The sequence below is a fragment of the Dactylosporangium sucinum genome (assembly GCF_014647515.1).
Taxonomy (GTDB): domain Bacteria; phylum Actinomycetota; class Actinomycetes; order Mycobacteriales; family Micromonosporaceae; genus Dactylosporangium; species Dactylosporangium sucinum.
The window spans coordinates 218,098-232,178 of record NZ_BMPI01000003.1; the positions used below are offsets into that span (position 1 = coordinate 218,098).

Annotated in this window: 12 protein-coding genes and 1 riboswitch; of the genes, 4 read left to right on the plus strand and 8 right to left on the minus strand. The window is 73.8% G+C overall.

What is annotated here, in order from left to right; all coding sequences use genetic code 11:
* Positions 1–2: 2 nt before the first annotated feature.
* Positions 3–146: riboswitch (cyclic di-AMP (ydaO/yuaA leader) on the minus strand.
* A gap of 429 nt (positions 147–575) precedes the next feature.
* Complete coding sequence (locus IEZ31_RS03685; protein ID WP_190248263.1) at positions 576–1,970, minus strand: condensation domain-containing protein; 1,395 nt, start codon at positions 1,968–1,970, stop codon at positions 576–578.
* A gap of 162 nt (positions 1,971–2,132) precedes the next feature.
* On the opposite strand from IEZ31_RS03685, the gene IEZ31_RS03690 reads away from it, so the two are divergent.
* Positions 2,133–2,348, plus strand: coding sequence for a ferredoxin (locus tag IEZ31_RS03690; protein WP_190248264.1), 216 nt, complete (start codon positions 2,133–2,135; stop codon positions 2,346–2,348).
* Positions 2,349–2,399: 51 nt separating this feature from the next.
* Here the strand turns inward: IEZ31_RS03690 and meaB are convergent, their stop codons facing one another.
* From meaB to IEZ31_RS03705, 3 genes are read right to left on the minus strand one after another with little or no spacing between them, the layout of a single operon-like run.
* Positions 2,400–3,392: a methylmalonyl Co-A mutase-associated GTPase MeaB gene (gene meaB, locus IEZ31_RS03695; protein ID WP_190248367.1), complete on the minus strand. Its 993-nt coding sequence runs from the start codon at positions 3,390–3,392 to the stop codon at positions 2,400–2,402.
* Positions 3,374–5,623, minus strand: a complete 2,250-nt coding sequence (gene scpA / locus IEZ31_RS03700; RefSeq protein WP_444542467.1) for a methylmalonyl-CoA mutase — start codon at positions 5,621–5,623, stop codon at positions 3,374–3,376. The genes meaB and scpA overlap by 19 nt, the downstream gene beginning before the upstream one ends.
* Positions 5,506–7,221 carry a methylmalonyl-CoA mutase subunit beta gene (locus tag IEZ31_RS03705; RefSeq protein WP_190248266.1) on the minus strand — a complete coding sequence of 572 codons (1,716 nt, stop codon included), beginning with the start codon at positions 7,219–7,221 and terminating at the stop codon, positions 5,506–5,508. Before IEZ31_RS03705 ends, scpA begins: the two co-directional genes overlap by 118 nt.
* A 285-nt stretch (positions 7,222–7,506) precedes the next feature.
* Here IEZ31_RS03705 and IEZ31_RS03710 point away from each other — a divergent pair, with 285 nt between their 5' ends.
* Complete coding sequence (locus tag IEZ31_RS03710) at positions 7,507–7,953, plus strand: pyridoxamine 5'-phosphate oxidase family protein (protein ID WP_190248267.1); 447 nt, start codon at positions 7,507–7,509, stop codon at positions 7,951–7,953.
* 10 nt (positions 7,954–7,963) lie between these two features.
* A complete protein-coding gene (locus IEZ31_RS56050) occupies positions 7,964–8,833 on the plus strand; it encodes a class I SAM-dependent methyltransferase (RefSeq protein WP_229834099.1) in 870 nt (289 codons plus the stop codon).
* A gap of 37 nt (positions 8,834–8,870) precedes the next feature.
* On the opposite strand, the gene IEZ31_RS03720 is transcribed toward IEZ31_RS56050, so the two are convergent.
* Positions 8,871–9,470, minus strand: coding sequence for an ATP-dependent Clp protease proteolytic subunit (locus tag IEZ31_RS03720; RefSeq protein WP_190248268.1), 600 nt, complete (start codon positions 9,468–9,470; stop codon positions 8,871–8,873).
* Positions 9,471–9,741: 271 nt separating this feature from the next.
* Between IEZ31_RS03720 and IEZ31_RS03725 the strand changes: the two genes are divergently transcribed.
* Positions 9,742–10,266 carry a chemotaxis protein CheX gene (locus IEZ31_RS03725; protein ID WP_190248269.1) on the plus strand — a complete coding sequence of 175 codons (525 nt, stop codon included), beginning with the start codon at positions 9,742–9,744 and terminating at the stop codon, positions 10,264–10,266.
* Positions 10,267–10,354: 88 nt separating this feature from the next.
* Here the strand turns inward: IEZ31_RS03725 and IEZ31_RS03730 are convergent, their stop codons facing one another.
* From IEZ31_RS03730 to IEZ31_RS03740, 3 genes are all read right to left on the minus strand, one after another.
* Complete coding sequence (locus IEZ31_RS03730; protein WP_190248270.1) at positions 10,355–10,942, minus strand: transposase; 588 nt, start codon at positions 10,940–10,942, stop codon at positions 10,355–10,357.
* Entirely contained in the window at positions 10,843–11,358 is a 516-nt protein-coding gene (locus IEZ31_RS03735; RefSeq protein WP_229834175.1) for a winged helix-turn-helix domain-containing protein, read from the minus strand. The genes IEZ31_RS03730 and IEZ31_RS03735 overlap by 100 nt, the downstream gene beginning before the upstream one ends.
* A 117-nt stretch (positions 11,359–11,475) precedes the next feature.
* Positions 11,476–14,079, minus strand: coding sequence for a putative bifunctional diguanylate cyclase/phosphodiesterase (locus IEZ31_RS03740; RefSeq protein ID WP_190248271.1), 2,604 nt, complete (start codon positions 14,077–14,079; stop codon positions 11,476–11,478).
* Between the last annotated feature and the right edge of the window lie 2 nt (positions 14,080–14,081).

Below are 14,081 nucleotides of genomic sequence, written 5' to 3' on the forward strand. Positions count from 1 at the left end.
CTGTTCCCTCCATCGGCCGCCTACCGGGTTAGCTGACGGATTCGGAACGGAACAGTCGCCCCTACCGCGCTCGGTGCGCGCGGATTCACCCCAAACAGGACACGATGGGTCCCCGGCTCGCGCATGCGACTCGGCGGCAGCCCCGCCGGTCTGCGGAGCCCTCCGGAGCGTATTCACCCGGGATTTCACCCGTCGCACCGGCTGTCCGGATTTGCCGGTTGGCCGATCGCCGCCCGTCGCCCGCCGGGTCCGAACCGCGCAGCTCGGCACGACGGCCGGTGGGGCGGGTTGGAGGCTGCCGGGTGGGTTCCATGATCGAGGGCGACTTCCGGCTGTCCCCGGGCAGCCAAATCCTTCCCTTGATCATGGAGCGCGGCCGAATCCACAGACGTTGGTCGATCTACCCGCATGTTGATCTCGGATTTCGAGGGTAGATCGACCAACGTCTGTGCTCGTGCCGGGCGGCGCTGAGCGGGGCCGCGCTGGGCCACGCTGGGCGGGGTCGCGCTGGGCGGGGCCGCGCTGGGCGCGCGAGCGCTGAGTGGGGCGGTGCTGGGTGGGCGTGGGCGGGTGGGTCAGCGGGCCGCCGTGTACAGGGCCGCCGTCGTGGCCTGCTCGTCCAGCGCCGCACGGACCGTCAGGCGCTCCAGGTCGGCGAGGAAGCCGAGCGGGCCGCGGCGGCCCAGGAAGCCGTGCTCGACGCACAGCATCAGCTCGGCCGTGTCGCCCAGGTCCATGAGGAACAGGAAGAAGTTGGCGTGCATCGGCCGGCGGTCGATCACCGGCGAGCGCAGCTTCGTCGCCGGCAGGGCCGCTTGAATCCGCTCGGCCAGTTCGGCGGCCGGCAGGGCCGCGTGCATCGCCGAACGGTCGGCGAGGGTGTAGCGGGTGTCGTTGAAGAAGCAGTAGCCGTCCGGCGTGATGCCGCGGCGCGCCGCCACGTCGGTGAACATCGCGTCGAGGTCCCGCGGGTCGTACTCGCAGTGCGCGTACGCCGTCAGCGCCGCGTCCGCCGACCGGCGCAGCAGCCGCTCGACCGTCTCGTCGCGGTGGCGCTCGGGGTCGCAGTCCAGGCGGAAGAGCGCGTTCTGGTTGAAGGCGGCCACCACGCCCCGGCTCGCCGGCCGGAACCGGGTCGACACGATCGTGCGCAGGGCGCCCTCCTGCTCGCCGGTGTACGCGGCCAGCCCCAGCGTGCTCGCCCCGAGCAGCACGGTCGCCGGCGGCACGCCGTGGCGGGCGGCGAGGTCGTTGACGGCCAGGGCCAGCGCCGGCGACTGGATCAGGCCCCAGTCGAGGTTCGGCGGGCGGCCGTCGCGGATGCTCCCGATCATGCTGGGCGGGATGGTCGCGAGGTGTTTCTCCCAGTACTGCAGCGCCTTCGCCGCGCGGCGCTGCCCGACGGGCGACCGCTCGTACTCCCCGCGTTCGAGGGGCTGCTGGCCCGGCTCGACGACGACCGGCGGGTCGGCCAGCAGGTTGGCCAGGTCGCCGCGGACGATGCTGAAGCTCCAGCCGTCGACGGCCATGTGGCTGGCCGCGAGCAGGACCGTCTGCGGCGCGCCGTCGCGCACCAGCACGGCGACCCGCAGGGGCAGGTCGGCGGCCAGGTCGAACCGCCCGGCGCGCAGGACCTCGCCAAGCTCGGCGGAGGCCTCGGCCAGGCCGCGGTCGCCGAGCTCGTGGACCCGGAGCGGGATCTCGCCCGCGCCGACGACGCGCTGGACGGGCCCGTCGTCGTACACGGTGTGCAGCGAGTCGTGCCGCTCGACGAGCGTCCGGAGCGCGGCGAGCACGGCCGGCAGGTCGCGCCCGGGCGGGACGGGGACCTCGACGAGCAGGTTGAGGGTGGTGTCGTCGGGCGGGAGCCAGCGCAGGACGTTCCAGATGGCGAGCTGGCCCCAGATGAGCGGCCCCTCGGCGGCGCGGCCGGTCCGGAACGGGACGGTGACGGGGTAGGTCGTGGTCATTGCCTGCACCTTCCCGAGGCGGTGGCGGGGCTTTCGACGCACAGGTTACGCATAGAAGTTCGAGTCTTTCAATGCGTTGTTGAAATCATGAGCGATAGCGTTCGGAAATTGCCGTTTGGGTAAGGGACGACGGACAGTGGCGGAGTTCGATAGGTTGGTCCCATGTGGCGGATCACCGTGGCGAACACGTGCATCGCTTCCGGCAGCTGCGTCGGCATCGCGCCCGAGCGGTTCGAGCTCGACGACGTCGCGGGCCGCGCCCACCCGCTGACCACGGACGTCGACCCCGACGAGGCCGTCCTCGACGCCGTCGCGTCGTGCCCGATGGAGGCCATCTCGGTGGTCGACCTGGCGACCGGCGAACCGGTCGAGGTCTGACCCGCAGCAAAGACCGGCAACGGCCGGCAACGGCCGGCAACGGCCGTCGGGCTACTGTCCGTCCCGGTACGCGGCCAGCAGCGCGTCCGCGGCCTGGCCCGGCGTCAGCGTGCCGGCCCGCACCTGCTCCTCGACCTGCGGCGCCAGCGCCCGCACGGCCGCGTTCGTGCGCAAGCCGTCCAGCAGCGTGTCGCGGGCCGTCGACCAGATCCACTCGACCTGCTGGCGTTCCCGCCGCCGGGCCAGCCCGCCGTCGCGCTCAAGGTGCTCCCGATGCGCCGTGAGCTGCGCCCACAGCTCCGGCAGGCCACCGCCCGTGAGGCCGCTGCACGTCACGACCGGCGTCGACCAGTCGGTGCCGGCGCCGCCCGGGCGCAGCAGGCGCAGGGCGCCGGACAGCTCGCGCGCCGCCTTCCTGGCGTCGGCCTCGTGCGGGCCGTCCGCCTTGTTGACCGCGATCACGTCGGCCAGCTCCAGCACGCCCTTCTTGATCCCCTGCAGCTGGTCGCCGGTGCGGGCCAGCGCCAGCAGCAGGAACGAGTCGACCATGTCCGCCACCGCGGTCTCCGACTGGCCGACGCCGACCGTCTCGACCAGGACCACGTCGTAGCCGGCCGCCTCGACCACCACCATCGCCTCGCGGGTGGCCCGCGCGACGCCGCCCAGCGTGCCGGAGGTGGGCGACGGGCGCACGAACGCCGCCGGGTCGACGGCCAGGCGGGTCATGCGCGTCTTGTCGCCGAGGATGCTGCCGCCCGTGCGGGTCGACGACGGGTCGACGGCCAGCACCGCGACCCGGTGGCCGTCGGCGGTCAGCAAGCTGCCCAATGCGTCGATGAACGTCGACTTCCCCACGCCCGGCACGCCGGTCACGCCGACCCGGCGGGCCCGGCCGGCGTGCGGGGTCAGGGCGACCAGCAGCTCCTGCCCGAGCGCGCGGTGATCGGCCCGGGTGGACTCGACCAGCGTGATCGCCCGGGCGATCCAGGCGCGCTCGCCGGCCAGGACACCGTCGACGTACGAGGTCAGTGGCGCAGGCGCGATCGCAGCTCTCCCAACAGGTCCAGCGCCGCGTCGGCGATCACGGTGCCCGGGCCGAAGATCGCCGCGGCGCCGGCGGCGCGCAGCTCGTCGTAGTCCTGCGGCGGGATCACGCCGCCGACGATGACCATGATGTCGTCCCGGCCCAGGGCCTCCAGCTCCGACCGCAGCGCCGGCACCAGGGTGAGATGCCCCGCGGCGAGGGAGTTGACGCCCACGACGTGCACGTCGGCCTCGACCGCCTGCCGGGCCACCTCGGCCGGCGTCTGGAACAGCGGGCCCACGTCGACGTCGAAGCCGAGGTCGGCGAAGGCGGTCGCCACCACCTTCTGGCCGCGGTCGTGCCCGTCCTGGCCCATCTTGGCCACCAGGATGCGCGGGCGGCGCCCCTCGGCCTCGGCGAACTCGGCCGTGGCCGTGCGCACCCGCTCGATGTTGCTCACGTCGCCGGCCTCGTCGCGGTACACGCCGGAAATCGTACGGATCTGCGCCGTGTGCCGCCCGAAGACCTCCTCCAGGGCGAGGGAGATCTCGCCGACCGTCGCGTGCGCGCGGGCCGCGGCCACGGACAGCTCCAGCAGGTTGCCGCCCCGCGAGGCGCCGTCGCGCAGCGCCGCCAGGGCGGCGGCACACGCGGCAGCGTCCCGGTCGGCGCGCAGCTGCGCCAGGCGCGCGATCTGCTGGGCGCGCACCGCGGAGTTGTCGACCTTGAGCACCTCGATCGGCTCGTCGGCATCGGGGCGGTACTTGTTGACACCGATCACCGGCTGTCGACCGGAGTCGATGCGGGCCTGCGTGCGGGCGGCCGCCTCCTCGATGCGCAGCTTCGGGATGCCCTCGTCGATGGCCCGCGCCATGCCGCCGGCCCGCTCGACCTCCTCGATGTGCGCCCACGCCCGGGCGGCGAGGTCGTGCGTGAGCCGCTCGACGTACGCGCTGCCGCCCCACGGGTCGATCACCCGCGTGGTGCCCGACTCCTGCTGCAGCAGCAGCTGCGTGTTGCGGGCGATGCGGGCCGAGAAGTCGGTCGGCAGCGCGAGCGCCTCGTCGAGCGCGTTGGTGTGCAGCGACTGGGTGTGCCCCTGGGTCGCGGCCATCGCCTCGACGCACGTGCGCACGACGTTGTTGAACACGTCCTGCGCCGTGAGCGACCAGCCCGACGTCTGGCAGTGCGTGCGCAGGCTCAGCGACTTCGGGTTCTTGGCGCCGAACTCGCGCACCAGCCGGGCCCACAGCAGCCGGCCGGCGCGCAGCTTGGCGACCTCCATGAAGAAGTTCATGCCGATGGCCCAGAAGAACGACAGCCGCGGCGCGAACACGTCCACGTCGAGGCCCGCGTCCCGCCCGGCGCGCAGGTACTCCACGCCGTCCGCGAGCGTGTACGCGAGCTCCAGGTCGGCGGTCGCCCCGGCCTCCTGGATGTGGTAGCCGGAGATCGAGATGGAGTTGAACTTCGGCATGTGCCGGGAGGTGTACGCGAAGATGTCGCTGATGATCCGCATGGAGGGCGCGGGCGGGTAGATGTAGGTGTTGCGGACCATGAACTCTTTGAGGATGTCGTTCTGGATGGTCCCGGACAGCTGCTCCGGCGCGACGCCCTGCTCCTCGGCGGCGACGATGTACAGCGCGAGCACCGGCAGCACCGCGCCGTTCATCGTCATCGAGACGCTCATGCGGTCGAGCGGGATGCCCTCGAACAGCTGCCGCATGTCCAGGATCGAGTCGATCGCCACGCCGGCCATCCCGACGTCGCCGGCCACGCGCGGGTGGTCCGAGTCGTAGCCGCGGTGGGTGGCCAGGTCGAACGCGACCGACAGGCCCTTCTGGCCGGCGGCCAGGTTGCGCCGGTAGAAGGCGTTGGACTCCTCGGCGGTCGAGAAGCCGGCATACTGCCGCACCGTCCACGGCTGCGTCGTGTACATGGTCGGATAGGGGCCGCGCACGTACGGCGGGATGCCCGGCAGGCCGCGCAGGAACTCGACGCCGTCGAGGTCCGCGGCGGTGTAGACGGGCTTGACGTCGATGCCTTCGGGGGTGTGCCAGGCGTCCTGCTGGGGAAGGCCGGCACTCTCGTCGACGCGGGGCGTGCCGAGGGCAACCTCGGAGAAGTCGGGGATCACGGCGCCGTCACTCCCAGGTCTTGATGCGTCTGCCGCAGCACGTCCAGTGCGTCGCAGCCGGCGAAGAGATACGCGTCCACACCGTCGAAGGCGGCCGGCGGCCCGGCGAGCCACACCTTCGCGACCCCCTGCCGTTTGAGCTGTCCCGCCACCGCGGCGGCCTCGTCGGCGTAGGAACGGTCGGAGCCGCAGATGCAGGCGACGCCGTCCGTGACGCCCTCCGGTCCACTGTGGACGGTGCGGATGCCGCCGGCCGCGAACAGGTTGGCGGCGAACGACGCGCGGGCCGAGTGCGCCGCCGCCGGGCCGAGCGTCACCAGGGGCACCGTCGGCGTGCCCGCCGCCTCGGCCGCGTCCCGCAGCAGTTCGAAACCCTGCCCGTACCACCGGCGCGGCAGGCCACCCGTGGGAGGCGGCGGGGCGGGGGCGCGCTGCGGCCGGCGCTCCTCCAGGCTCGGGAACTCCGACACGCCGGTGATCGGGTCGCGCCGGTGCGCGATGTTGTCCGCCCGCCGCTGCCAGGTCGCCTCGATCCGGTCGGCGACGAGCCCGCTGCCGAGCGCGGCGGCCATCCCGCCGGCCCGCTCGACCTCGGTGAACACGTCCCAGGCGGCGTGCGCGAGCGCGTCGGTGAGCGACTCGGCGAACCACGAGCCGCCGGCCGGGTCGAGCACCCGGCCGACCCCGGCCTCCTCGATGAGCAGCGACTGCGTGTTGCGCGCGATCCGCCGGGCGAACCCGTCGGGCAGCCCGAGCCGCGCGTCGAACGGCTGCACGGTGACCGCGGCCGCGCCGCCGACCCCGGCGCCGAAGCACGCGAGCGTCGTGCGCAGCATGTTCACCCACGGGTCGCGGGCGGTCATCATCGCGTCGCTGGTGACCGCGTGCTGCAGCTGCGCGCCGAGGTGCGGCACGTCGCAGACCTGCGCGATCCGGGCCCAGATCCGCCGGGCGGCCCGCAGCTTCGCGATGGTCGCGAACTGGTCGGCGGTCGCCGCATAGCGGAACTCCAGGCGGCGCAGCGCCATGCCGGTGCTCAGCCCGGCGTCCACCAGCGCCCGCAGGTACGCCAGGCCGGTCGCGGCGGCGAACCCGAGCTCCTCCGCGTCGCTCGCGCCGGCGTCGTGGTACACCGTGGCGTCCACGGTCGCGATCCGCAGGTCGCTGTGCTTGCCGCTCAGGCGGCGCAGCAGGTCGAGGTCGGCCGGCTCGCCGGTCCGCGCCTGCCAGCCGAGCGGGTCGGCGCCGAAGCCGCCGAGCTTGTCCTCGCCGGGCAGGGCCAGGAACGCGTCCGCCGCGGCCTCGGTGTCGGGGCCGTTGTCGAGGACGACCGGCGCCAGGTCGAGGTACACGCCGTCGAGGACCTCGGCCAGGTCGCCGGGCGCGATGCCGGCCAGCCAGATCGAGGTGACGCCGTTCTCCAGGTCGGTGAGGATCGCCTCGCGGGTCGCCTTGGCGTCGGGGTCGGCGTGCCGCTGGCGCACGTCCCAGCCGGCGGTGTCGCTCGCGCCCCGGATGAACGGTTGCGCCCCGGGCAGCCCCGCGGCGGGCGTCGCGTCGTCGGCCGTATACAGCGGCGCGCTCGCGACCCCGCTGTAGTCCACGGTCGACAGCAGCTCCCGGACGGGCCGGTCCTCCGTGACGCCCGACTTGCGCAGCACGCCCAGCGCGAGCCGCTCCCACTCGGCGTAGTCGGCGGTCTCGTCGCTCATGGGCGAATGCTAAATGCGTGCGCGGGCCAACTCATGGGCGTTGTGACAACCTCCACCCCCCGAATATCCCACTACCGCACCGGTCCCGCCGACCCCTATCGCCCCCCGAGCCTCAGTGCGGGTACGCGCGTGGTACGCGTGATGTCACCGTCCGGCGACGAGCACGCTGCGCCTGTCCCGCAGCGCCGCGAAGAGGAGCGGCTCGGCGAGGTGCATCGGTCCTTCTCGTGTATCGGTCTTCCTCGGGTGACAGGAGTTGTCAGGGGTGGGTGCCAGGATGCTCGCATGTGGTGGAACGAGTTCGTCGCGGTGGAGCCGGACCTCGCCGCGCGCGTGGAGGCCCGGTTCAAGGCCGCCCGGCACAGCACGATGGCGACCCTGCGGCGCGACGGCTCGCCGCGCATCAGCGGCACCGAGGTGGAGTTCGGCGAGGAGGGCCTGATCCTGGGCAGCATGTCCGGCTCACTGAAGGCCGTCGACCTGCGCCGCGACCCGAGGGTAGCGCTGCACAGCCCGAGCGTCGACCCGGACGACGACGCCCCCGCCACCTGGCCGGGGGACGCCAAGGTGGCCGGCACGGCCCAGGAGCTGGCTTCCTCGGAGGACGGCTCGCACCGTTTCCGGGTGGACGTGACCGAGGTCGTGCTCACCTACGTGGCCCCGTCGGCCGACCACCTGGTCGTGGAGAGCTGGCACCCGGACCGCGGCCGCGAGACCCGCACCCGCAAGTAACGTCGGACGGGTGGACGCTGACGAGTACATCCGCGGCCTGGCGGCGCAGTCCCTGGCCTGGGACGACGCGGTGGGCTGGTGGGACGACCTGTATGTCGCCGCCGGCGCGGGCCTGACGGCCATCCCGTGGGACCGCGGCGGCCCGCACCGCCTGCTTTCGGCGTGGGCCGCGGAGCGCGGCCTGGTCCCGCCTTCCGGGTCGCAGCCGCCGGCCGGCGAGGACTCGGCACCGGCGGCTGCGCCGGCGGAGGCTGCGAGCCGTGGCCGGGCCGTCGTGGTCGGGTGCGGGCTGGGGGCCGACGCCGAGTTCCTGGCCGGCCTCGGCTGGGCGACGACCGCGTTCGACGTGTCGCCGGAGGCCGTGCGCCAGGCGGGGGCGCGCGTCCCGGGGTCGCGGGTCGAGTATCGGGTCGCGGACCTGTTCGCGCTGCCGGAGGGCTTCGTGGGCGCCTTCGACCTGGTGCTGGAGAGCATGACCGTGCAGGCCCTGCCCCGCTCGCTGCGGGAGCGGGCGATCGCGGCCGTACGGTCGCTGGTCGCCCCGGGCGGCACCCTCCTGGTCATCGCCTTCGCGGCCGAGCCGCCCGACCCGGCGGCGACCGACGCAGAGCGCGACCGCCGCCCGGAGAACGGCCCGGCCGCGGGGAGCGAGCCGGCTGCGGAGGGCGGCCCCAGCGCGGGGAGCGGGCCAGGTGCGGAGGGCGAGCCAGGCGCGGGGAGTGGCCCGGGCGTGGGGAGCGAGCCGGGGCCGCCGTGGCCGCTCACGCAGGGCGACGTTGCGTCCTTTGCCGCCGGCGGGCTGGTGGTGCGGCGCATCGAGCGGCTCGACCTCGACGGTATGGCTCGGTGGCGGGCCGAGTTCGTCCGGGCTGTTTCATGATCGCGAAGGGTTTTCGCACCCGGGGGTCATGAGCGGCTCAGCGGGTCACGATCTCGGTGATCAGACCGTAGGACAGCGCGTCCTCGGCCGACAGGACCCGGCCCGACTGGAGGTCGTCCTCGACCCTGGAGCGCGGGTGGTCCGTCGCCGCCGCGATGCGCAGCACCAGGTCCTCCAGGTCGCGCAGGTAGCGGCCGGCCTCGGCCACCACCTGGTCGGCCGTGCCGCCGGGGCTGGTGACCTGCGGCTCGGCCAGGCGGAAGCGTGCGTGCGGGAACGCCGCGCGCTTCGTGGCCGCGCAGAAGACGCCCAGGGCCGCCGCGCCCACCTGGCCGATCGCCGTCGCGTGGACCGGGGCGTGGACCGCGTCCAGGGCGTCGACCAGGGTCCAGGCCGCCGACAGGGGGCCCTGGTCGGCGCTCATGTGCAGGGTGATCGGGTCGGCCGACATCGCGTCCAGGGCGAGCAGCGTCGCGGCGGCGCGGGCGGCCGTGTCCGGGTCCAGGTCGCGGACGAACAGCATCCGGCGGCCGAAGAGCTGCTCGTCCAGCCACGGCGCGTGGGCGCCCGGCTGGGGGAACGGCGGCAGCGGGTCGTCGTCCGGGCGCCGGTCGGGGTGGTAGCGAAGACGCGCCATGCCACCGAACATAGGCCAACCCACCGCCCCGCACAGCCCACGCAAGGCCCGTTCCGCTGCGGGCGTAAGACCCAGCACGGCCCGTGCGAACAATGGCGCACGGCCCCGCGCGGCCCGTGCGAGCAATGGCGCACGGCCCCGCACAGCCCGTGCGAGCAAGGGTGCAACGGCAGATTCGGCAAACCGGCCGGGGCTGAAACCTTTGCCTGGCAGCATGCGGGTTGGAACGGCACCGGTCCGCGGTGCCCGCAACACCGTCCGGGAGTTTGCCATGACGGACGCTCTGACGCAGTCCGAGTCAGCCGCACCGAGCGAGTCCGGGCTCGACGACCAGGATCTCGTCGAGATCGTCAACGAGGTGTGGAACGCGTACCTGCAGCAGCCGGATGCCGAACGGGTCGACGAGGCCGGCTCGCTCGGGCCGCGCACGATCACCGCCGCGGTCTCGATCACCGGCGCCTGGGAGGGGCACGTCCGCGTGCTCGTGCCCCCGTCGGCGGCCGGCGACATCACCGCCATCATGCTCGCCATGGAGCCCGGCGAGGTGACCGACCAGGACGTCACCGACGCCATGGGGGAGCTCGTCAACGTGGTCGGCGGCAACATCAAGAACCGCGGCGCGCAGCCGGCCAAGCTCGGCCTGCCCGTCGTGGCGACCGGCAAGATGCTGTTCCCGGCGACCCGGGAGACGCACCGGCTCACCGTGTCGTGGCAGGGTACGACGCCGATCGCGTTCAGCGTGCTGCACGTGGACCCGGACCGCCCGGTGATCGTCGCCCCCAAGACTGTCCGCTGAGCTGAGGCCTGTTTCATCACTGGGGCCGGGCTGCGGCGGGCAGTGATGAAACAGGCCTTAAAGATCTTTCGGGATTTGAGTGATGGCATCAGAGGTGTAGGCCGGTATGGGCCAGGAAGTTGAAGCACAGGTCGTAACTGCTGCCGATGCGGTGCAGTCCGGTGTGTGCGGCGGTGTCGGCTTCGTCGATGTGTTCGGGGCAGAGGTTGGCCAGTTCGGTGGCTTTGAGGTTGCCCCAGACCAGTTCGATCGGGTTGAGGTCGTGGGCGTAGCCGGGCAGTTGTTCCACCACCAGCCAGTGTTGTTGGGTGGCCAGCCACTGCTTCATGTCCTTGGAGCGGTGCGCGGACAGCCCGTCCCAGATCAGCGTGACCGGTCCGCGCAGGTGCCGGCGCAGTTCGGTGAGGAACGCGATGAGGCTGTCGGTGTTGTAGCTGCCCGGCTTCGTTTGGAACACCAGCTTGGCCCGGCTGCGGTCGGGCCGGTAGGCCAGTACGCCGGCCATGGACATACGGGTCCAGGAGAACCGGTGCCGCAACACGGGTGTCTGCCCGCGCGGCGCCCAGGTGCCCCGGACTACGGGCAGGAGCGAGAATCCGCTCTCGTCGGCGAAGCAGACCCAGGCGCCGCGGCGGCGAGCCCCCTTTTGATCCTCGGCCAGTCCCGCTTGGCCCATGCCTCGATCGCCGCGTCGTCGCGTTCCACGGCCCGCCGGGCCGGCCGCTGCCGGGTCCAGCCCAGGCGCTGGCGCAGGATCAGCCAGGTCTGCGACAGCGTGTACCGCACCCCGGTCATCCGCTCGATCACCTCAGCGACCCGGGCCAGGGTCCACAGATCCGTGCTGAACCCGTTGGCTTTCGGCCCGGCTAGCAGCGCCGTCTCGACCTCGGCCAGTTGTTCGTCGGACAGCCGCGGGGTGCGGCCCAGCCGGTCCACGCCGACCAGGGCCTCCCGGCCACCGGTCTGCCACGCCCGATGCCACCGCGACGCGGTCTGCGCCGACACCCCCAACTCGGCGACTACATCCACCTGCCGCCGCCCAGCCTCGAACAGCTCCACCGCCCGCATCCGCCGCTCCCGCAACGCATCCACGTCACGACCGGGATCACGACGCAGGCTCCTCGACCGCACAACTGCAGGCATGACCATGATTGTCGTACCCACCAACGGCATCGACCCGCAGCGACTCACCCGAATGTTGAAAGATCTTTAGAACGAGCGCAGCTGGCGGACCAGCGCCGCCTCGACCCGCTCCGCGGGGCCCGGCGTGCCGTAGTAGTGGCCCTGGCCGAGCCGGCAGCCGGCGGAGCGGACCAGCCGCAGGTGCTGCTCCGCCTCCAGCCCGTGGGCGACCACGGTCACGTTGAGCCGCTGGCCGAGCTTCACGACGACGTCGATGATCGGCGCGATCCCGCCGCCGCCCGGCGCCGGCGTGAACAGCGAGCGGTCGACCTTCAGCAGGTCGGCGGGGAGCCGGCGCAGGTGGGCCAGGGACGTCGCCCCGGTGCCGAAGCCGTCCAGGGCGGTGCGCACGCCGATCGCCCGTACCGTGGACAGCGGCTGCGCCAAGCGGTCCAGATCCGTGCCGAACTCGCGCTCGGCCAGCTCGATGACCAGGTCACCGGGCTCCACCTGGTGACTGTCCAGGGCCAGGCTCAGCCGTTCGGCGAAGCCGGGGGCCGTGAGGTCGTCGCAGCCCACGTTGACGCTCATCCACAGGCGGTACCCCTCATGCTGCCAGAGCGACAGCTGACGGCAGGCCCGGTTCAGCACCCACTCGTCCACCTGCGCCGTCACGCCCAGCTCCCGCGCGACGGCGAGCGTCTCCCGCGGCGGGATCGTGCCGAGCCGCGGGTGCCGCCAGCGCAGCAGCGCCTCCACGCCGACCGGGTGGCCCTCGACCAGGTCGTACACGGGGTGGAACGCGAGGTCGAACTCGCCCCGCTCGGCGGCCTGCGGCAGCTGCTGCTCCAGCGTGGCCCGCCGGACGTAGGCCGCCTCGGCCGCCTCGTCGTGCCACTCGATGCGGCCGCGCCCGGCCCGCTTCGCCCGGCGCAGGGCCAGCCCGGCGCGGCGCACCGACTCCTCGGGGCCGCCGCCGACCGGGGCGAGGCCGATCCCGGCGGACAGCTGGACGACGGTGCCCGGGTCGTACGGCTCGGACAGCCCGCTCAGGAGCCGCGTCGCGAGCGTGTGCGCGTGCACCCTGTCGACCCGGGTGAACACCGCGAACTCGTCGCCGTCGATGCGCGCGGCGACGTCGCCGCCGCCGATCATCGACCGGATGCGGGCCGCGACCTCGGCCAGCAGCGCGTCGCCGACGTCGGGGCCGTGCAGGTCGTTGACGCCGGCGAAGCCGTCGAGGCCGATCGTCACCAGGTACCCGGTGCCGGCGGTCAGCTCCCGCAGCAGCACGGCGCGGTTGGCCAGGCCGGTGAGCGGGTCGGCGCGGGTGGTGCGCTGCAGGCTGGCCTCCAGCTCGTGCCGCTCGCCGACGTCCCGCAGGTGCACGACCAGGCCCGCGACCTCGGGCTTCGCGCGCAGGTCGGTGACCGTAAACTCGACGTGCCGCCACGCCCCGAACCCGTCGTGGAAGCGTGCCCGGCAGGGTTCGGATGCGACGGTGCCGAGGTGCCGGCGCACCCCCACGGCGTCCTCGGCATGGACCAGCCGGACGAACGGCTTCCCCTCGACCTCCCGCTCGGACAGCCCGAACTGCCGGGCCGCGGCCGGCGACTGCCAGCGCACCGACAGGTCCGCGTCCAGCACCAGGATCACGTCGGTGGAGCCGGCGACGAGCGACCGGAACGAGGCGGCCTGCGCGTCGAGCTGACCGCTGAACCGCCGTACCGTGGCCGCTTCCAGCACCTCCCGGAGCACCACCGCGAGCACGGCGACGGCGCCGATCGCCATCGCCTCCGTGCCGATCCGTCCCCGGCTGAAGAGCGCGTACAGCACCGCCGCGCCCCCGGCGAGCACCGGCGCGACGAGCAGCGGGTCCCCGATGAGCGTGCCGTCGGCGACCGCGCCGGCGGGCGCCGTCTCCCGGCGGGCGGTGGACAGCGACCGGCCGGCGCCCGCCCACACGAGCACCGACCCGGCCACGAGCAGGCCGCCCGCGGCGAGCAGCCACGCGTCGCGCTGCCCGGCGTCGTCCGGCAGCAGCGGCAGCACGGCCAGGCCGAGCACGAGCAGCGCCACGCCGCCGGCGGCGGTGACGGCGGCCCACCGCGGATAGGGCGCCCGCACGCCGCTGACCACCGCGACCGTGACGCCGATGACGGCGAGCAGGCAGGTGAGGAAGACGGCGCCGCTGGGCCCGCCGTCGAGCTCCAGCACGAGGACGAGGAGGGTGAGGTACTTCCACAACGCCACACAGACCCCGTCGAGCCCCCGGCGGGCGGCCCCGCCGACCCCGCCGCCGGTGACGCCGGGCAGCAGGAGCAGCCCGCCGACGAGCGCGGCTCCGGCCGCCGGCCCGGCGTACGCGAGCACCACCGCGGCGGCGGCCCCGTGCCCCTCCGGCGCGGTCGCGCACACCGCGGCGCCGACCAGCCCCGCGCCGAGCGCCACGATCCCGCCGGTGACCCGGGCCGGCCGCCCGCCCCGCCGCGCCTCGACGGCCAGCCGGAACAGCCAGCACCCGTGCAGTGCCGCGGCGACGGCGGCCCCGAGCACGACGGCGGTGGCCGCGTCGAGCCCGGCGAGCGGCCCGCCGAGCAGCACGACCGCCGCGGCGGCGAGGGTGACGGGGGCGGACGCCGGCAGCCGGCGCCCGCGTGACCGGTGTGCGCCGCCGACTCCCGGTGCCATGG